Raw genomic sequence first — 17,682 nt, forward strand, 5'->3', positions numbered from 1 at the left:
AAGCCTCAGGCAAGTGTCGCAGTCAGGCGATGCGCCGTTCTGCCAAAACTGCGGCATCAAAGCTGCGCAATAATGGGGCTGGATCCATGGCATGTTCGGGGAGTGTATTGCGATCCAGATGGGACAGCGCGCTGGCCTCACAGGCGCTGCGCTTTCTTCGCAGGCGACCCAAATACAGGCTTTCGACGGCCGTGCCCGCTGCGATGAAGCGCTGATGACGTGGCAGTATCAGTTGGGTCAGTTCAATCAATGGGCAAGGACCGTCAGGTCTGCTGTGCAGCGCAACCGTCGTTGGTGCGGCCACCGCAGTTCCCTGAAGCATCTCCGCTGTCAGGCGAACATCCGGGCGACCAAAGAGGTAATCCACATCCGTGCCGGAAATCACCAACCGCTGCTGTGGCGCCAGCAAAAGATCCTCAGTCAGCCCAAAGAATGGCGCCCTCAGACGCATGGGGGCATCGTGACCGGTGGCTGGGACGCGGCGGTCGATGCGATGCAGAACAGGCACGGCATCGCCCTCGGGTGTCAGCACCAGATCTCCGCGCCGCAGCTGTCCCAGCGATGTCTCTCCATCGGGGGTGGCAATCTTTGTCTCTGGTATCAGCCCGGCAAGCGGCGTTAATGGCACGATGTCGGAGTTCAGCGAAACGGCCCGCAGCCCGCAGACCTCCGCCGTGGCTGGCAGCAGCGACAGCAGTGTTTTTGCGTCCCGTACCCGCAATGGTGGAGGCGATGAAATCTCCACGGTCGCGATGTTTCCGCCCGAACCGGTCATCAGCGCCAACCGCCCCCAGCGCAACAGGCTGTCCCAGGAATAGATCAGCCGCGCTGCATCGCTTTCGGTGCTCGGAGCGGTGCCGGCAATGATCCGGTGCTCTAGTTGGCAGCCCGGTTGGCAAAGGGTCAGCGTGATGCCACGGCCCAGATTTCGCTTCACACGCAGCAGGAGGGGCCAGTCCTCTGGATCCTTTATTGTTCGCTCCAGCAGAAGCAGATCACCGCTTGGGCGCGACTCATTCAGAGATAAATCCAGACAGAGGCTGCCCCTTGTCATCAGGGCGTCGTCGGGGCGGGCAGGACTGCAGATGTTCTGCCGCATCGCCAGTGCGCCCCCCTTCCGGTCGAGGCTATGTGCCGCCACCCAACTCATCAGATCAGCGCTCACCAAGCGTGGCTGAAAGCAAACGCGCCTCGTAGCTGCGCAGACTGGGGCGGGCTGCCGGGCCATAGCCCTCGCCGGTGCGGGGGTCGAGGTCCGGGAAGAGCGCTTGCAATTCCTCTAGGACACCAAGGTCGAACTGCCGATTGATTTGCGGTCCGGGTAGGAAGCTCTCGGTCACCAAACCTTCACTGATGACCAGCTGATGATCATCGAACAGCACATGGACATAGGTGACCTCGCCACCGGGCTTACGTGTGATCGACCGGTCGTTGACCAAATCTTTGGCCGCGACCAGGACTTCATGCGCGCCAAACAGCATTTCGGCCATCCCGTTGCTCAGCAGCACGCGGTGCTGCGGCGACACCCAGAGGTCACCATGATCGCCGAGCGCACCAGCCCTGATCTGGATCGGTGCAAAACGCCCTCGCGCCTGTACCTGCCGCGAGCCGATCCAGCGCAGGGGTTGCAACCCATCGTCGCGGGTCATGACCAAATCACCGGGTTGCAGGGTTTCGACAGGGACCAGTCCCCGGTCTGTCAGCAAACGGCTGCCGGCCACAAAACAGGGAATGCTTGTTGCCTCCACATAGCCGACATCACTGTTGGTGCCATTGCTGGCCGTATAGGTGAAGGCGAAGTCTTCCACATCGCCATCACCGATTAGGGTCAAGGTGCCATTTGCATTGAGCTGGACCTGCTGGCCGGTGCCCAGCGTGATCACATCTCCGGCAACCACTGCGGTGCCGTTGATATGTGTGATGGTCAGTGCCGTTGCAGAGTTGTTGGTATCATTGGCCAGTACATTGACCACCCGCGATCCATTGGCGTCAACGCGGACAGTATCTGTTTCCGCGATCACTTCGGTCTGCGCCGAGTCGGCGGCGATCAGCAGGTTACTGTCGTAGCTGCCGTCCGACACATCGGCGATACCGATCCGTATGGTGTTTTCCACACCGGGATCGACCTGCATGGTCAGCGTCATGGTGACGGTCAGACCGTCCATTTCGGTGTTGTAATCGTCGTTGGCGTTGTCGAGGTAGATGTTGGAGTTATTGCCGGAGTTCACATTGCCCGGATCAGCGTCGCCATTGCCGATCTCCAAGTTCACCATCTGGCCATTGACCCAAACGCCGACGAAATCCTGAAACACCGAGTCTTGGTACTCAGGGTACTCCTCAGAGGCAAAGACAAACTGCATTGTCATGACGGAGCCATCGGGCACAAACGTCACATCCAGATAGGAGGCGTCGAATGTCCGTGTGCCCGCTGCCGCGTTGAAGGCCGGATCTCCGTTCGGACCATTGCTGGCAGTCGACTGATTGTTGGACTGATTGGCCTCACCGGTTGAGTTGGTATAGGCGCTGGCTTGGCCTGTGGAGAGGATGATGCCGGTATCGGAGGGCGTCGCGCCGGGTGCGATTGTGTCACCGTCGGAATAAATCGCCGAGGCGCGGGTGTCGCCGGTGTAGCTGGCGTTTACCACCTGCACGCTGTCGCCAAAGATGGTCTCGGCCATCTGTTCCGCAGTCGCGTTGATATTATATGTCAGCTCGGATGCTGCAACCATTGCTCTGTCCCATCTCTGCACGATGAGGCACCGCATGGTCCAGGATCGTGGCACCGCTACGGCGGCTGCCAGTTGCGTCTCGCTCTCCTATAGGGAGAATGAGATAACGCTCTGCCCTGTCTGCCCTGTGGCCCCGCTGTTACGGTGGTTCCACAGCATCTGATGCTCTGCCTCGAGTCGTAATTAAGATTTCATTAACATTTCCACCGTCGGTTTGTCCGGCCCGCTTGGACGGCACGGCGGAATAACGCAGGTCTGCGCGGCATTTGCGCCACAAACTGGTTGCCGAGGCTCTCGGGTTTTCGAGCGGTGGAGCGGGCATGTGGGATCGACCCTCGTAGGTCGTGGAGATTTGCACCATGGCCCAAACCGGGGTAGCCAGTGGTCGCAGACCAGGGCCAGAGACGCACCGGCCCATATCCGGAGGACCCAAATGACGCATTCGCCACTCGACCCGCAACAGCTGACCGCCGATTTGATCCGCTGTGCCTCTGTCACGCCGCAGGAGGGCGGAGCGCTGGTCCTGCTGGACAAGGTGCTGAGTGCGGCTGGTTTCACCTGCACCCGTGTGGATCGTGGCGAGGTCAGCAACCTAATCGCCCGTTGGGGTGACAAGGGCCATCCCCGCACCATGGGCTTCAACGGCCATACCGATGTGGTGCCGGTTGGCGACACCGCCGCCTGGACCGTTGACCCTTTTGGGGCTGAGGAGAAAGACGGCTTTCTTTATGGGCGAGGGGCGACGGATATGAAATCCGGCGTTGCCGCCTTTGTAGCTGCGGCTGTCGATCTGGTGCAGACCACACCGCCTGAGGGGGCGATTCTCTTGACCATCACTGGCGACGAAGAAGGTGATGCCATCGATGGCACGACCGCGTTGCTGGACCATATGGATCGCGTGGGTGAGCAAATGGACGTCTGCCTGGTGGGAGAGCCGACCTGCCCCAATGAGATGGGGGAGATGATCAAGATCGGACGTCGTGGATCACTGTCCGCCTGGTTCACAGTCACCGGCGTGCAGGGCCATTCAGCCTATCCCCACCGCGCCAAGAACCCGCTCAATGCCATGGTGCGCCTGATGGACCGCCTTGCCAGCCACGAGTTGGATCAGGGCACGGATCATTTTGATGCCTCTACCCTTGCGGTGGTGACCATCGATACCGGCAACCCGGCGACCAATGTCATCCCGGCGCAGGCGCGGTCCACGGTCAATATCCGCTTCAACGATGCTCATTCCGGCGCGGCGCTCAGTGATTGGCTGCGCGCAGAAGCGGCGCGTGTCGCAAGCGATTTCGATGTTGATATCGGGGTTGAGATCAAAATCTCCGGCGAGAGTTTCATCACGCCGCCGGGGCCGCTGTCCGATCTTGTCAGCGCCGCAGTCGAGGCCGAGACCGGTCGCAAACCTGAGCTGTCCACCACTGGCGGCACTTCTGACGCGCGGTTTGTCAAAAATCACTGCCCGGTGGTTGAAGTGGGTTTGGTTGGCAAAACGATGCATCAGGTCGATGAACGGGTCGAAATTGCCCAGATCCATCAGCTGAAGTCGATTTATGGCCGCATCCTGCGCGATTATTTCGATCAAGGCTGATCGAATATAGAAACTGATACCTGAACAGCGCGCGCCCGGGCAATGACGTCTGCGGCGTGCTTTTCACGATGACCTTGGGGGCTGGGCGTGGTAGCTCAGGCATATGACCCGTATTCCTTCCAAGGCCGAGATCCTCGACTGGATCGCAGCCCATCCGACCCATACCTCCAAACGCGACATCGCCAAAGCTTTCGGCATCAAAGGCTCCGACAGGATCGATCTGAAACGGATCCTCAAAGAGCTTGAGGCCGAAGGTCATCTGGAGAAGCGTAAAAAGACCTACCGCGACCCTGAGCGTCTGCCTCCGGTCAGCGTTCTGCAAATCAAAGCGCCGGATGGCGATGGCGATCTTTTTGCACGGCCGCTGGAATGGCATGGGGAAGGGGTCGAACCTGTCGTTCTGGTGATGCCGCGCGCATCAGACCCCGCGCTGGGCGAGGGGGACCGCATTTTGGCCCGTCTAACCGTGGTTCAGGATGCCGATTATCACTACGAGGCCCGGTTGATCCGCCGCATCGGCACCAATCCGCGCCGGGTGATCGGGATCTTCCGCAAGGGTGACGAAGGCGGGCGTATCGTGCCCATCGACAAATCCGCCTCCACGGAGTGGGCCGTTGCGGAAAACGCCACCCACGGCGCGCGCGACGGCGAACTGGTTGAGGCGGAACAGGCCGGACCGAAATCGCGCCTTGGCCTGCCACGCGCCCGCGTGGTGGAGCGGCTGGGCGATCCATCTGCGCCCAAGGCGGTGTCGCTGATTGCGATTCATCAGCATGGTATCCCTGACCATTTTCCGGATGAGGTCATCGCCGAGGCTGATGCTGCCAAACCGATGGGTCTGAAGGGACGTGAAGATCTGCGAGATCTGCCGTTGATCACCATCGACCCTGCGGATGCGCGTGATCATGACGACGCTTGCTATGCCCATGCCGATGATGATCCCAAAAACCCCGGTGGCCATGTCATCTGGGTCGCGATTGCCGATGTCGCCGCCTATGTGCAGCCGGGGTCAGCGCTGGACCGCGAGGCGCGCAAACGTGGCAATTCAAGCTATTTCCCGGATCGCGTTGTGCCCATGCTGCCGGACCGGTTGTCAGGTGACCTGTGCAGTCTGCACGAAGGGGTGCCGCGGGCCTGCATCGCGGTGCGGATGCAGATTGATGTAGATGGCAATAAAATCGCTCATCGCTTTGTGCGGGGGTTGATGCGATCGGCGGCGTCCCTGCATTACGCTGAGGTGCAAGAGGCGATGGATGGCGCGCCAACGGATCGCACAGGCCCCTTCCTGGAACCTGTGATCAAGCCGCTCTACGCCGCCTACGCTGCGTTGGTCAAAGCCCGGGCAGAGCGCCAGCCGCTGGATCTGGACCTGCCGGAACGCAAAATCGTCCTGGATGAGAAGGGCACAGTCGTTTCGGTGAATTTCCGCGACCGTCTGGACGCGCATAAATTGATTGAGGAATTCATGGTGCTGGCCAATGTGGCAGCCGCGGAAACCCTGATCAAGAAACGCACGCCGTTGTTGTTCCGCGTACATGAGGAACCGGCACCGGAGAAGCTGGAAGCGTTGCGTGAGACCGCCCGTGCCGCCGGCCTGTCGTTGGCGAGGGGGCAGGTCTTGCAGACCCGCCACCTGAATGCGCTGCTGAACGGGGCCGCCGGGACCGATGATGCGGAGCTGATCAATATCTCCACCCTGCGATCCATGCAGCAAGCCTACTACGGGCCGGAGAACTTCGGCCATTTTGGTCTGGCCCTGCGCAATTATGCGCATTTCACCTCACCCATCCGCCGCTATGCCGACCTGATCGTGCATCGTGCTTTGATTACCGCTCATGGTTGGGGTGATGACGGGCTGGACAGTGCCGAGATCGAACGGCTCGAACAGACTGCCACCCATATTTCAGAGACCGAACGCCGGTCGATGATGGCCGAACGGGACACCACAGATCGCTATCTTGCCGCCTATCTGGCGGAACGGGTCGGCAATGAATTTGAGGGGCGTATCAGCGGCATTGCCCGCTTTGGCGCCTTTGTGAAACTGGATGAGACCGGGGCCGATGGTCTGGTGCCGGTGCGCTCGATCGGGCGGGAGTTTTTCCATTTCGATGCCGAGGCCGGAACCCTGATGGGCGCTGATACCGGCATGATCATCGCCATCGGCCAGCGGGTGAAGGTGCGTCTGGCACAGGCCACTCCGGTGACCGGAGGGCTGGAACTGGAATTGCTGTCGATCGAGGACAAACCGATGCCAGCGGGCGGCGGTGGCGGGCGGCGCAGCCCGGCGGGTCGATCTGTGAAACGCAAATCCGCCAAGGCAAAGGCCAAGCGCAGCAAGATCAAGCGCAAGGTGGAACGCAAGCGCCGCAGCTGATTTGATTGCGCCTTGCAGCCCTAGTTGAACCGGTCCGGGTCCCTGCGGGCCCGGTCCGCAGCAGCCTTGGGTTTGTGATAGGTCAATGCGTGGCGGATCAGCCAGCCGTGGCGCAGAGGTTCCACCTCCTCGACACGGTTGAACAGGACGCCACGGGTTCCGTCGAACCGGTCCCAAGCCGGAAAACGATTGGCAAAATTGTCGATTACTCGGCTTTGGCAGTGAACCAACAACGCAAATCGCGCCTGATTGGACCGGCCCAGACGCAGTGGGGTGCCCAGCCCGGCACGCGCCGCGACATAGGAGGGCTGCCCCCATTTCAGGGTCTCCGTGACCGGTCCGACATCCGGATCGCTTTCAGCCACATCAAAGATCAGCGCGCGCAATCGCAACAGGCCTTCCCGCGTGCCCGGTGGCGCCTGATCAAAAACGGCAGAAATTTCAGCGCTGGCAAAGGGGCGGGTCATATCAATCTGGCTCCTGGGAAGATGCGTTACCCTGTTCTAGAGGTTGCTGATGACAGAAACTGTCATCAGGGATAGAGATGATGGGGCCATGTCCCGATCTCATCGTCTTTTTCAGGTTATGCAGCTGCTGCGTCAGGGCGGTGGTCCTCACACCGCCGCTAAATTGGCGCAGGACCTTGGTATTTCTGCCCGAAGTGTTCACCGCGATATCGCTACCCTGCGTGAGATGGGAGCGATTATCGACGGCGAGGCAGGCTATGGCTTCACCCTGATTGAGGACAATGCGCTGCCGCCCATGGGGTTTCGCGACACTGAGCTGGAGGCGCTGGTTCTTGGCCTTCGTGAGGTGCAGCAGATTGGTGATCCCGAGCTGGCCGATGCCGCCGCTGAGGCCTTGCGCAAGCTGCAGGCGCGGCTGCCCAATCGTCAGGCTCATCGGCTGCGACATGCGGTGTTGTCTGCCTATCGGTTTCAGCGTCCACAACCGCCGGGGATCGCCCTGGCCGATCTGCGCCGTGCGACTTGGGATGAGGTTGAGGTACGGTTGGATTATTGCGATGCCAGGGGCGCCGTCACCCAGCGACAGGTCAAACCCCTTGGCTTGGTCTATTTTGATCGCTCCACCGTGCTGATCGCCTGGTGCGGATTGCGAGATGACGTGCGGGTATTTCGCGTTGACCGAATTGCGGGGTTTGAGGCCACAGACGTCAGTTTTCGCCCTCATCGGGTGCCAATGCTGCGGGATGCGCTGGCTCAGATGCGCGCTGACCGTGCAGCCTGCGCGCCGCAGGCCGACGTGGAGCCTGATGCGCCCGAGGGGTAGCGCGGTGTTTTTGATACGTCGGCAAGCCTCCGCACATTGGCACGCCACTGCTTTGAGCGAGGCAGGGATGGGGGTAGACTGAGGCAGAGCAGATAAAAATGAGGTGTAAGATGCAGTATGATCTTGGCGCCCGCAGGCACATAGCCCTGACAGCAGCGATGTTTGCGGCCCTTGTGGCGACCGATGCCAGCGTTGCAGCCAGTCCATTGCCCACAGCCACTGGACCGCTTGTTGAGATTGCGGCGTCACAACCGCCGCAGGTGTCCTTGCGCCCAACCGCCCGCCCGGTGACGCCATCGAGCGTGGCAGCTACCCCGTTGCGGCCACGGATACGCCCGGCGCAACAGACCCCCACACCTGAGGAGCCTCGGGCCTCCCCGGCCACGCAGCGCGCCTTTGAGGCCTGGATCACCGCGTTCAGCGCCCGCGCCCGGGCTGAAGGACTGTCGCAGGCTACTCTGGATCGGGCGCTCGCAGGTCTGGAATTCGATCCGAAGATCATGCAGCGTGATGGCAACCAATCGGAGTTCGTAACCCCGATCTGGACCTATCTGGAGCGTGCCGTGTCCGACGCGCGCATTGAAAACGGACAGGCTGCCCTGCGCGAGCACGCCCAGACATTGGCCCGCATCGAAGCCAAATATGGCGTCGACAGGGAGGTCGTCGCGGCAGTCTGGGGCATGGAGAGCAACTACGGCACCTTTCGGGGGGAGCGCGATATCATCCGGTCGCTGGCGACGCTGGCCTTTGACGGCCGGCGCGCTGCGTTTTTTGAAAGCCAGCTGATCGCAGCCTTGCAGATCCTTCAGGCGGGTGACGTGACGCCAGAGGCGATGACCGGCAGCTGGGCCGGGGCCATGGGGCATACGCAGTTCATGCCGACCTCCTATTTGGCCTATGCGGTGGATTTCACCGGCGATGGCAAACGCGATATCTGGTCCGACGATCCCACTGATGCGCTGGCATCAACCGCCGCCTATCTGAAGCGTTTCGGCTGGGTCAAAGGCCAACCCTGGGGATTGGAAGTGCGAATTCCGCCCGGGTTCAACTACGCGCTGGCGGATCGTAAAATCGCCAAATCCGCGCAGGCCTGGCGGCAGCTGGGGGTGACCCGCGCCGATGGCGAGGCCCTTCCGGATCATGGCAAGGGCGCCTTGCTGCTGCCCGCCGGTGCGCAGGGGGCTGCCTTCATTGTCTACAGAAACTTCGCCGTGATTGAGCGATATAATGCAGCGGATGCCTATGTGATTGGTGTCGGGCACCTGAGCGACCGGTTGCGTGGCGCGGGACCGATCCGCGCCAGCTGGCCGCAGGACAGCCGCCCCCTGACCTCTAAAGAACGGCGCGAGTTGCAGCAGCGGCTGACTGGCGCGGGCTATGGTACCGGCGGTGCGGACGGGCGGATCGGGCCGAAGACCCGCGCCGCCCTGCGCGCTTATCAGCTGGCCATGGGGCTGACCCCGGATGGCTATCCGTCACTTTCGGTGCTCAACCGCCTGCGCTGATGGGTCTAGCTGAAGGCGGCTGCAGCAACAGCAATCGCCATCCCCAGCCCCAGACCGCAGAGACCCGGTAGCACCCAGCCCGTCTTGCCGGACCGGCGGTTGCGGTCATCGGTGTCATGGGTCTGGGCGATCAACGCCTGTTCCACAAGCGCGGGCAGACGCGGACCAAAACGGGCCATCACCTTGGCCGTGCTCATCAAATCATTGACGATTGCCCGGGGGCCGATGGATTTTTTGATGTAATCCTCCACCACGGGGCGGGCCGAATCCCAGATGTTGATATGGGGGTCCAGTGACCGCGCCACACCTTCCACCACAACCATGGTGCGTTGCAGCAGGATCAACTCGGTCCGGGTTTCCATGCCAAAGCGCTCGGTCACTTCAAACAGGTAGTTGAGCAACCGCCCCATGGAGATATGGGTGGCATCCATGCCAAAGATCGGTTCCCCCACCGCGCGCAGGGCGCGGGCAAATTCATCGACATCGCGGTCCGCAGGCACATATCCGGCCTCAAAATGAACCTCGGCGACACGCTTGTAGTCTCGTTTGATGAAACCAAAGAGAATCTCGGCGTAGACCCGGCGAGTGTATTCGTCGATATGCCCCATGATGCCAAAATCATAAGCGATGATATCACCATTGGCCGCGACCTTTAGGTTGCCCTGATGCATGTCCGCATGGAAATAACCATCGCGCAGCGCATGGCGCAGAAACAACGAGAGTACACGCTCCGCCAACACCCGACGGTCATGTCCGGCGGCATCCAGCGCGGCGTTGTCACCAAGCGGCAGCCCGTCGGCCCAGCCCAGTGTCATCACGCGGCGTGCGGAGTGATTCCACAGAATCTGGGGCAGCTGAAACCCGGTGTCGTCCTTGGTATTGGCGGCAAACTCGGAGGCGGCCGCACTTTCCAATCGCAGATCCAGCTCTCCTTGCACAACCCCGTCGAAATGTTTGATCACGTCCATCGGCTTCAATCGCCGCGCACCGGGCGCAAACAGGTCGGCAATGCGTGCCGCAAAGTAGAACGCGTCCACATCTTTGCGAAACGCGCGTTCGATGCCGGGGCGCAGAACCTTCACCGCAACTTCGCGTTCGTTATCGACCAGACGCGCCCGGTGGACCTGCGCAATGGAGGCGGCAGCGATCGGTTCGCTGAACTCGGAATAGATCTGCTCGACCGGCTGACCCAGTTCCTGCTCAACCTGCGCCATGGCTTCCGCACGCGAAAACGGCGGTAGCTTGTCCTGTAGCACGCGCAATTGTAGCGCCAGATCATCGCCCACCACATCGGGCCGCGTCGACAGGACCTGTCCAAATTTGATGTAGGCAGGCCCCAGCGCGGTCAGCGCGCGGGTGGCCGGTGGCATATTGGGGTCGCCCTTGTAGCCTAGCCATTTGAAGGGCCAGCCAAGGGTGCGGGCCAGAATGCGCAGGGGTTTTGGCGCTTCAAACGCATCCAGTACGACATTCATGGCGCCCGTGCGCTCGAATGTGGCGCCTGTGCGGATCAGGCGGATAATGTTGTGGGGGCCACGCATGGTTCAGATCTTCCAGCCGGAGTGCAGCGCCGCAATGCCCAGCGACAGGTTGCGGTATTTTGCGTTGGCAAACCCGGCTTCGCACAGCATCGATAGGAACGTGTCCTGATCCGGGAAATTACGGATCGATTCGACCAGATATTGATAGCTGTCATAGTCGTTCGCGATCATCTGACCCATGCGGGGAATGACGTTGAAGGAATAGAGGTCATAGGCCTTCTGCATTGCCGGGTTTGGCAGTTGGCTGAATTCCAGCACCATCAGCCGCCCGCCGGGTTTCAGCACCCGGTAAGCCTCATTCAGCGCTTCCTGAGGGCGGGTGACGTTCCGAATGCCAAAGGAGATGGTGTAGACGTCAAAGGTATTGTCCTTGAACGGCAGCGCCATGGCATCACCGGTGACCCAGTCCAGACTGTCGGCCATCTGCGCGGCCTCAGCCCGTTTGCGGCCCTCTTCCAGCATTGGCGCGGTCAGATCCAGTACGGTGGAATGGCCATAGCCCGCGCGCTTCAGGAACCGGAACGAGATATCGCCGGTCCCACCGGCCACATCCAGAAGGCGCTGTCCGGGACGCGGTGAGAGCCAGTCCATCATCGCGTCTTTCCAGATCCTGTGGATGCCCATGCTCATGACGTCATTCATCACGTCATATTTTGACGCGACTGAGTTGAATACGCCCTGCACGCGCCCCGCCTTTTCCGACTCGGGCACGGTTTCAAACCCGAAATGGGTGGTATCTTCAGATCTCTGGGTCATGCGGCTTGCCGTTTGTTGTGTGTCGCCCCAGTTATAGGGCGCTGAGAGGGCGGTACAATGCGGCCCTTCGGCCCCATGTTGGTGCAATGTGTCAGGAGGGATGTAATGCCAGAATTGCCCGAGGTCGAGACGGTGCGCCGCGGATTGTCCCCTGCGATGGAGGGGGCGGTGATCGAAAAGGCTGCCATCAATCGACCAGATCTGCGCTGGCCCTTTCCCGAACGTATGGCCGAACGGCTGACCGGGCGCCGTGTCACCGCGCTGCGACGGCGCTCCAAATACATCCTGGCCGATCTGGACAGCGGCGAGACGCTGCTGGTGCATCTTGGCATGTCGGGGCGTATGACCGTGTCTGGTGATCCTCTGGGCCAGTTCGTTCATGATCACCCGCAGGCGCAGAAACACGACCATGTGGTGTTCGACATGGACAATGGTGCGCGCATCACCTTCAACGATCCGCGCCGCTTTGGCGCTATGGACCTGCTTGAGACGGCCACTGCGGATCAGCACAAGCTTCTGGCGGTTCTCGGGCCGGAACCGCTTGGCAACAGCTTTCACGAAGAACACCTGATCGCGGCCTTCAAGGGGCGCAATACGCCGGTGAAATCGGCGCTTCTGGATCAGGGAATCATCGCGGGTCTTGGCAATATCTATGTCTGCGAGGCGCTCTTCCGTGCGGGAATATCGCCCAAGCGCAAGGCCGGGCAGATCGCCGCGCAGCGGGTTAGCGCCTTGGTTCCGATCATCAAGGACGTGCTGACGGATGCCATCAAGGCGGGTGGCTCATCACTGAAAGATTTCCGCCAAGCTGATGGAGAACTTGGATATTTCCAGCACAGCTTTGATGTCTATGGCCGCGAGGGAGAGCCCTGCCGACGGGCGGGATGCGATGGTACCATAGGTCGGATCACCCAGTCGGGGCGCTCTTCCTTCTACTGTGGCAAATGCCAAAGATAGCTTGAATGCGATGTGTCGCGTGATAATGACTCTTCCCTGAACGGAACAACCGAAAGCGACTATCATGGCCTATGAGACGATCAACGTCGAAGTGCAGGACCACGTTTGCCAAATTAAACTGAACCGGCCCGAAGCGTTGAACGCGCTCAATTCCGAGCTTTTGAGTGAGCTTTGCACTGCCCTGGAAGAGGCGGACGCCAGCGACAAGGTGCGCTGCATCATCCTGACCGGGTCGGAGAAGGCCTTCGCCGCAGGCGCCGATATCAAGGAGATGTCGGAAAAGAGCTTTACCGAAGTGTTCTCAACCAATCTGTTTGCTGGCGTGAATGACCGCGTCAGCGCGATCCGCAAGCCGATCATTGCAGCGGTGGCAGGCTACGCGCTTGGCGGCGGATGTGAGCTGGCAATGCTTTGCGATTTCATCATTGCCGCAGATACCGCCAAATTCGGCCAGCCCGAGATCAATCTTGGCGTGATTGCTGGTATCGGCGGCACCCAGCGCCTGACCCGCTTTGTCGGGAAGTCGAAATCCATGGACATGAACCTGACCGGACGCTTCATGACCGCTGAAGAGGCTGAGCGCGCAGGGCTGGTGTCTCGCGTGGTGCCCGCCAAGAAGTTGTTGGATGAAGCCACCGCAGCGGCGCACAAAATTGCCGAGAAATCCTTGCTGACAGCGATGGCGGTAAAGGAAACCGTGAATCGCAGCTATGAGCTGCCGCTGAGCGAAGGGCTGCTGTTCGAACGCCGCGTTTTCCACTCGATGTTTGCCACTGAAGATCAGAAAGAGGGCATGGCCGCCTTCTTGGAAAAGCGCGAAGCTCAGTTCCGCGACAAGTAAGCCTGTTCACAGGCTGTGGCGACGCAATCTGCGGCGTCTCTTTTCGAGATATGAAACGGGCAGGCGCTGGCGTCTGCCCGTTTTCCGTTGGTACTGCGGCAGCGTGCGGGAACCGGGAAGGGCGAGCAGCTCCGACATGGCTTGCATTCCTCGGGGTTTGACGTTACTACCCGCCGCCATACATGCGCGTGCAGCCCGCTTGGCTAGAATCACACCGGTGGATCGGATCCGGGTTCGGCTGGCATTGCGCCTATTGAAAACACGAAACCAAAGTTAGGTCCTACACCATGGCAAATTCGCCTCAGGCAAAAAAGCGCGCCCGTCAGAACGAGAAACGCTTTGCTGTCAACAAAGCCCGTCGTTCGCGCATCCGTACCTTCCTGCGTAAAGCTGAAGAAGCCATCGCATCTGGCGATAAAGATGCAGCAGCAGAAGCTGTGCGCGCTGCTCAGCCTGAGCTGATGCGTGGCGTGACCAAAGGCGTTTACCACAAGAACACTGCAGCGCGGAAAATCTCCCGCCTGACCGCACGCGTCAAAGCGCTGGGTTAAAACCGGGTATTCGAGGGAGCGGCTGATTCCATCGCACCCGCGCTGAGCGCTCCCCCGACAAGCCGTAAAAATGACAAAGGCGTCGCGTTCCGCGGCGCCTTTTGCATTTTGGTCACAGCTGATGCGACCTCGGCGGGCGCAGGGGATTCTTTGCGACCAATCCCTGAGTCAACATCATAGTTTCGTTGCTGCGACCCCTTCCGAATTGCTACCACTGTTACAGCGATTCACTCGCTGGGGGGACAGGCTGCTCAAGGTATCCTTGATGGGACTCAAGGACGCTGATTGCGCTGGTACACAGGCATTTCAATGCTCCGTGCACCGCGCTCCTGCTGTGTTTCTGGATCAATCCAGACGGCAGGCCTGTTCCAATTGTGTATGTATTTGGTTCGTCTATTCGACCGTTGCAAATTTGCTTGCCGGTTGATGTTAACGCGATCCCGAACTTTGCCTTCTGCGAGGCAGTGCTGCTCCGGTTGCCGGTCAGTACACACATCCGCTGTGCGTGAACGTCGTCTGGGTTTTGAGCCAGGCTGGGGATGAAACAAGAGGCCAAATAAGGGCCGATGCTATTGGGACGCGTGAGGCGCAGAATGACGGAAGATAACTGGGGACGGTTGCGACAGCGTTTGTTGAAAACCGTGGGGCAAAATAACTTTACGACGTGGATCGAACCTCTGGAGTTTACCTGCGTGGAGAATGGCGTTGCTATTTTCAACGTGCCGACAAACTTCATGGGCAACTATGTCAGCCAGAACTTTGCTGACCTGATCCTACACGAACTGAACATGTCCGGTGAACCGGTTCAGCGGCTGGCCTTTAGGGTTGCAGCCAATACAGCTGCACGCCCGGTCGCTGTTGACACCGCAGGTGCTGCTGATGACCTGCCGCTTGATTTGGATGATGAGGCGCTGACCGATCTGCCGCGCGCCCGCGCTGCCACAGGTCACGGTGCCGCTCCGAAGGATCCGGGCGAGACATTGCAGGCCGCACCGCTGGATCCGCGTTTCACTTTTGACAGCTTCGTTGTGGGCAAGCCCAACGAGCTTGCGCATGCGGCTGCGCGCCGCGTCGCTGAAGGCGGGCCGGTGACCTTCAACCCGCTGGTGCTCTATGGTGGGGTTGGTCTGGGTAAAACCCACCTGATGCACGCGATTGCTTGGGAACTGACCGCCCGCAATCCGGAGCTGAATGTGCTCTATCTGTCGGCAGAACAATTCATGTATCGCTTTGTGCAGGCGCTGCGCGAACGCAAGATGATGGATTTCAAACATCTGTTCCGCTCCGTGGATGTGCTGATGGTCGACGATGTTCAGTTTATCGCCGGCAAGGACAGTACCCAGGAAGAGTTCTTCCACACCTTCAATGCGCTGGTGGATCAGAACAAGCAGATCATCATTTCCGCTGATCGCGCTCCGGGGGAGATCAAGGATCTGGAAGACCGCGTTCGGTCACGTTTGCAATGTGGTCTGGTGGTCGATCTGCACCCAACGGATTATGAGCTGCGCTTGGGCATCCTGCAGTCCAAAGTCGCGCAGCAGATGCAGACCTACCCGGATCTGCGTATCGCGGATGGCGTGCTGGAATTCCTAGCTCACCGTATTTCCACCAATGTTCGTGTTCTCGAGGGTGCGCTGACCCGTCTGTTTGCCTTTGCGTCGCTTGTTGGTCGTGAGATCGACATGGAGCTGACACAGGATTGCTTGGCGGATGTGCTGCGCGCCTCTGAGCGTAAGATCACCGTCGAAGAGATCCAGCGTAAGGTGTCTGAGTATTACAACATCCGCATGTCCGATATCATCGGCCCCAAGCGCTTGCGCTCTTACGCGCGTCCGCGTCAGGTGGCGATGTATCTGTGCAAACAGCTGACCAGCCGCAGCCTGCCGGAAATCGGCCGCCGCTTTGGCGGGCGTGACCACACCACCGTGATGCACGGTGTGCGCCGCATCGAAGAGCTGAAGACGGTCGACGGCCAGATCGCCGAAGATGTCGAAATGCTGCGCCGCTCTCTGGAGGCCTGACCTCTCTCTGTGTCAGTCGCAGATTTTGCCCAGACGCCCCGTCAGTTGGCATTCCCAACAGTCCCGCATGACCCCGGCCAGTCCGGGGTCTTTTGCCCTCCGGGCTCAAGAGACTGCGGGTGAACACAGATCGGGTGGCCGCGGGCAAGCAATGCCGGAGAGCCACGTTTGCCGGGGATAAATCGGGCAAGGGGGCTTCCGCCCTTGACGCTGCGCACAATCCCTTGGACAAATCCATAAAAAGCCTTGTGCCGAAGGGTTAAAGCGTTACGTTGCTTCTCCCGGCCAGACGTTAGAGGACTTAGGGACATGAAGATCAGCATCGAACGCGGCACCTTGTTGAAAGCCGTGGCTCAGGCCCAGTCAGTGGTCGAGCGCCGCAATACCATTCCGATCCTGGCAAATGTGCTGATTGAGGCCGAAGGGGACACCGTTCAGTTCCGCGCCACCGATCTGGATATTGAGGTGGTCGACAAGGCCCCGGCCCAGGTCGAACGCGCAGGCGCCACCACCGTTGCCGCCACCACGCTGCATGAGATTGTGCGCAAACTGCCCGATGGCGCGCTGGTCACCCTGACCGCAGATGCCGCCAGCGGTCGTCTGACAGTGGAGGCCGGCCGCTCGAACTTCTCGCTGGCCACCCTGCCGCGTGAAGATTTCCCGGTGATGGCCTCCTCCGAATATCACTCCAACTTCACCGCCAATGCAGCCGTCCTGCAGCGGCTGTTTGACAAGTCGAAATTCGCCATCTCCACCGAGGAGACCCGCTACTATCTGAACGGTGTCTATATGCATGTCGCGGATGGTGTCGAAGGCGGCAAGGCGCTGCGCTGTGTCGCCACCGACGGTCACCGGCTGGCGCGGATTGATGCCAATCTGCCGATGGGTGCCGAGGATATGCCCGGTGTGATCGTTCCGCGCAAAACCGTGGGCGAGCTGCGTAAGCTGCTGGACGACGATGAGATGGACATTGCCGTTTCTGTCTCTGAGACCAAAGTGCGCTTTGCCACGCCCAATATCACCCTGACCTCGAAGGTGATCGACGGCACCTTCCCCGACTACACGCGGGTTATCCCAGCAGGCAACACCCGCCGTCTGGAAGTGGATGCCTCCGAATTTGCCCGTGCTGTGGACCGGGTCGCAACCGTGTCCTCCGAACGGTCGCGCGCGGTGAAGCTGCAGCTGGACGAGGATCGGCTGATCCTTTCTGTCAACGCACCCGACAGCGGTGCGGCTGAGGAAGAGCTGGCAGTGGCCTATCGTGACGAGCGGCTGGAGATCGGTTTCAATGCAAAGTATCTGCTTGAGATCGCCAATCAGGTTGATCGTGAAAATGCGGTCTTCATGTTCAATTCATCCGGTGACCCGACCCTGATGCGGGAAGGCAGCGACGAAAGCGCGGTTTATGTCGTCATGCCGATGCGGGTGTGATCTGCCGGACGGTGCGCTTGCCCCTCTTGGCGTCTGAGCTATCCGCCGGGCGGGGGAATTTGAGTATTTTTGGAAAGATGACACGGGATCCCGCC

General features: G+C 60.2%; 14 protein-coding genes. 9 read left to right on the forward strand and 5 right to left on the reverse strand.

Going from position 1 to position 17,682, the window contains the following annotated elements; genetic code table 11:
* Nucleotides 1–22: 22 nt before the first annotated feature.
* Nucleotides 23–1,054, reverse strand: a complete 1,032-nt coding sequence (locus OO25_RS06900) for a Hint domain-containing protein (protein ID WP_242406993.1) — start codon at nucleotides 1,052–1,054, stop codon at nucleotides 23–25.
* A gap of 100 nt (nucleotides 1,055–1,154) precedes the next feature.
* Nucleotides 1,155–2,729 (reverse strand): Hint domain-containing protein, encoded by a 1,575-nt coding sequence (locus tag OO25_RS06905; protein ID WP_040179113.1) that lies wholly within the window; start codon nucleotides 2,727–2,729, stop codon nucleotides 1,155–1,157.
* A gap of 433 nt (nucleotides 2,730–3,162) precedes the next feature.
* Between OO25_RS06905 and dapE the strand changes: the two genes are divergently transcribed.
* Nucleotides 3,163–4,320, forward strand: coding sequence for a succinyl-diaminopimelate desuccinylase (gene dapE / locus OO25_RS06910; RefSeq protein WP_040179115.1), 1,158 nt, complete (start codon nucleotides 3,163–3,165; stop codon nucleotides 4,318–4,320).
* A 103-nt stretch (nucleotides 4,321–4,423) separates the two neighbouring features.
* Nucleotides 4,424–6,694 carry a ribonuclease R gene (gene rnr, locus OO25_RS06915; RefSeq protein ID WP_040179117.1) on the forward strand — a complete coding sequence of 757 codons (2,271 nt, stop codon included), beginning with the start codon at nucleotides 4,424–4,426 and terminating at the stop codon, nucleotides 6,692–6,694.
* A 20-nt stretch (nucleotides 6,695–6,714) separates the two neighbouring features.
* Here rnr and OO25_RS06920 read toward each other — a convergent pair whose 3' ends face one another.
* Nucleotides 6,715–7,161: a DUF1801 domain-containing protein gene (locus tag OO25_RS06920; RefSeq protein ID WP_040179119.1), complete on the reverse strand. Its 447-nt coding sequence runs from the start codon at nucleotides 7,159–7,161 to the stop codon at nucleotides 6,715–6,717.
* An 88-nt stretch (nucleotides 7,162–7,249) separates the two neighbouring features.
* Here OO25_RS06920 and OO25_RS06925 point away from each other — a divergent pair, with 88 nt between their 5' ends.
* Both OO25_RS06925 and OO25_RS06930 read left to right on the forward strand, forming a co-directional pair.
* A complete protein-coding gene (locus tag OO25_RS06925) occupies nucleotides 7,250–7,984 on the forward strand; it encodes a YafY family protein (RefSeq protein WP_040175294.1) in 735 nt (244 codons plus the stop codon).
* Between the two features lie 110 nt (nucleotides 7,985–8,094).
* Complete coding sequence (locus OO25_RS06930; RefSeq protein WP_040179122.1) at nucleotides 8,095–9,489, forward strand: lytic murein transglycosylase; 1,395 nt, start codon at nucleotides 8,095–8,097, stop codon at nucleotides 9,487–9,489.
* A 5-nt stretch (nucleotides 9,490–9,494) separates the two neighbouring features.
* Here OO25_RS06930 and ubiB read toward each other — a convergent pair whose 3' ends face one another.
* Together ubiB and ubiE are read right to left on the reverse strand one after the other, a co-directional pair.
* Entirely contained in the window at nucleotides 9,495–11,030 is a 1,536-nt protein-coding gene (ubiB, locus tag OO25_RS06935; protein ID WP_040174916.1) for a 2-polyprenylphenol 6-hydroxylase, read from the reverse strand.
* A gap of 3 nt (nucleotides 11,031–11,033) precedes the next feature.
* On the reverse strand, nucleotides 11,034–11,786 hold the full coding sequence (gene ubiE, locus OO25_RS06940; protein WP_040179125.1) for a bifunctional demethylmenaquinone methyltransferase/2-methoxy-6-polyprenyl-1,4-benzoquinol methylase UbiE: 753 nt from the start codon (nucleotides 11,784–11,786) through the stop codon (nucleotides 11,034–11,036).
* A gap of 105 nt (nucleotides 11,787–11,891) precedes the next feature.
* Between ubiE and mutM the strand changes: the two genes are divergently transcribed.
* The 5 genes from mutM (at nucleotide 11,892) to dnaN (ending at nucleotide 17,587) form a co-directional block, all read left to right on the forward strand.
* Nucleotides 11,892–12,743, forward strand: coding sequence for a bifunctional DNA-formamidopyrimidine glycosylase/DNA-(apurinic or apyrimidinic site) lyase (gene mutM, locus OO25_RS06945; RefSeq protein WP_040179127.1), 852 nt, complete (start codon nucleotides 11,892–11,894; stop codon nucleotides 12,741–12,743).
* 64 nt (nucleotides 12,744–12,807) lie between these two features.
* Entirely contained in the window at nucleotides 12,808–13,584 is a 777-nt protein-coding gene (locus tag OO25_RS06950; RefSeq protein ID WP_014876529.1) for an enoyl-CoA hydratase, read from the forward strand.
* A gap of 287 nt (nucleotides 13,585–13,871) precedes the next feature.
* Nucleotides 13,872–14,135: a 30S ribosomal protein S20 gene (rpsT, locus tag OO25_RS06955; RefSeq protein WP_040174909.1), complete on the forward strand. Its 264-nt coding sequence runs from the start codon at nucleotides 13,872–13,874 to the stop codon at nucleotides 14,133–14,135.
* 593 nt (nucleotides 14,136–14,728) lie between these two features.
* Nucleotides 14,729–16,156 carry a chromosomal replication initiator protein DnaA gene (dnaA, locus tag OO25_RS06960; RefSeq protein WP_040174906.1) on the forward strand — a complete coding sequence of 476 codons (1,428 nt, stop codon included), beginning with the start codon at nucleotides 14,729–14,731 and terminating at the stop codon, nucleotides 16,154–16,156.
* Nucleotides 16,157–16,465: 309 nt separating this feature from the next.
* Nucleotides 16,466–17,587, forward strand: coding sequence for a DNA polymerase III subunit beta (dnaN, locus tag OO25_RS06965; RefSeq protein ID WP_040174904.1), 1,122 nt, complete (start codon nucleotides 16,466–16,468; stop codon nucleotides 17,585–17,587).
* Nucleotides 17,588–17,682 lie beyond the last annotated feature (95 nt).

It is taken from the genome of Phaeobacter sp. S60, assembly GCF_000826845.1.
Classification (GTDB): Bacteria; Pseudomonadota; Alphaproteobacteria; order Rhodobacterales; family Rhodobacteraceae; genus Phaeobacter; species Phaeobacter piscinae.

What these genes read in the sequence shown, in the direction of transcription:
- OO25_RS06905 (WP_040179113.1), bottom strand. Translation starts at nt 2,729, where the DNA reads ATGGTTGCAGCATCCGAGCTGACATATAATATCAACGCGACTGCGGAA.
- ubiE (WP_040179125.1), bottom strand. Translation starts at nt 11,786, where the DNA reads ATGACCCAGAGATCTGAAGATACCACCCATTTCGGGTTTGAAACCGTG.
- OO25_RS06930 (WP_040179122.1), top strand. Translation starts at nt 8,095, where the DNA reads ATGCAGTATGATCTTGGCGCCCGCAGGCACATAGCCCTGACAGCAGCG.
- dapE (WP_040179115.1), top strand. Translation starts at nt 3,163, where the DNA reads ATGACGCATTCGCCACTCGACCCGCAACAGCTGACCGCCGATTTGATC.
- OO25_RS06920 (WP_040179119.1), bottom strand. Translation starts at nt 7,161, where the DNA reads ATGACCCGCCCCTTTGCCAGCGCTGAAATTTCTGCCGTTTTTGATCAG.
- rnr (WP_040179117.1), top strand. Translation starts at nt 4,424, where the DNA reads ATGACCCGTATTCCTTCCAAGGCCGAGATCCTCGACTGGATCGCAGCC.
- OO25_RS06900 (WP_242406993.1), bottom strand. Translation starts at nt 1,054, where the DNA reads ATGACAAGGGGCAGCCTCTGTCTGGATTTATCTCTGAATGAGTCGCGC.
- OO25_RS06950 (WP_014876529.1), top strand. Translation starts at nt 12,808, where the DNA reads ATGGCCTATGAGACGATCAACGTCGAAGTGCAGGACCACGTTTGCCAA.
- dnaA (WP_040174906.1), top strand. Translation starts at nt 14,729, where the DNA reads ATGACGGAAGATAACTGGGGACGGTTGCGACAGCGTTTGTTGAAAACC.
- ubiB (WP_040174916.1), bottom strand. Translation starts at nt 11,030, where the DNA reads ATGCGTGGCCCCCACAACATTATCCGCCTGATCCGCACAGGCGCCACA.
- dnaN (WP_040174904.1), top strand. Translation starts at nt 16,466, where the DNA reads ATGAAGATCAGCATCGAACGCGGCACCTTGTTGAAAGCCGTGGCTCAG.
- mutM (WP_040179127.1), top strand. Translation starts at nt 11,892, where the DNA reads ATGCCAGAATTGCCCGAGGTCGAGACGGTGCGCCGCGGATTGTCCCCT.
- rpsT (WP_040174909.1), top strand. Translation starts at nt 13,872, where the DNA reads ATGGCAAATTCGCCTCAGGCAAAAAAGCGCGCCCGTCAGAACGAGAAA.
- OO25_RS06925 (WP_040175294.1), top strand. Translation starts at nt 7,250, where the DNA reads ATGTCCCGATCTCATCGTCTTTTTCAGGTTATGCAGCTGCTGCGTCAG.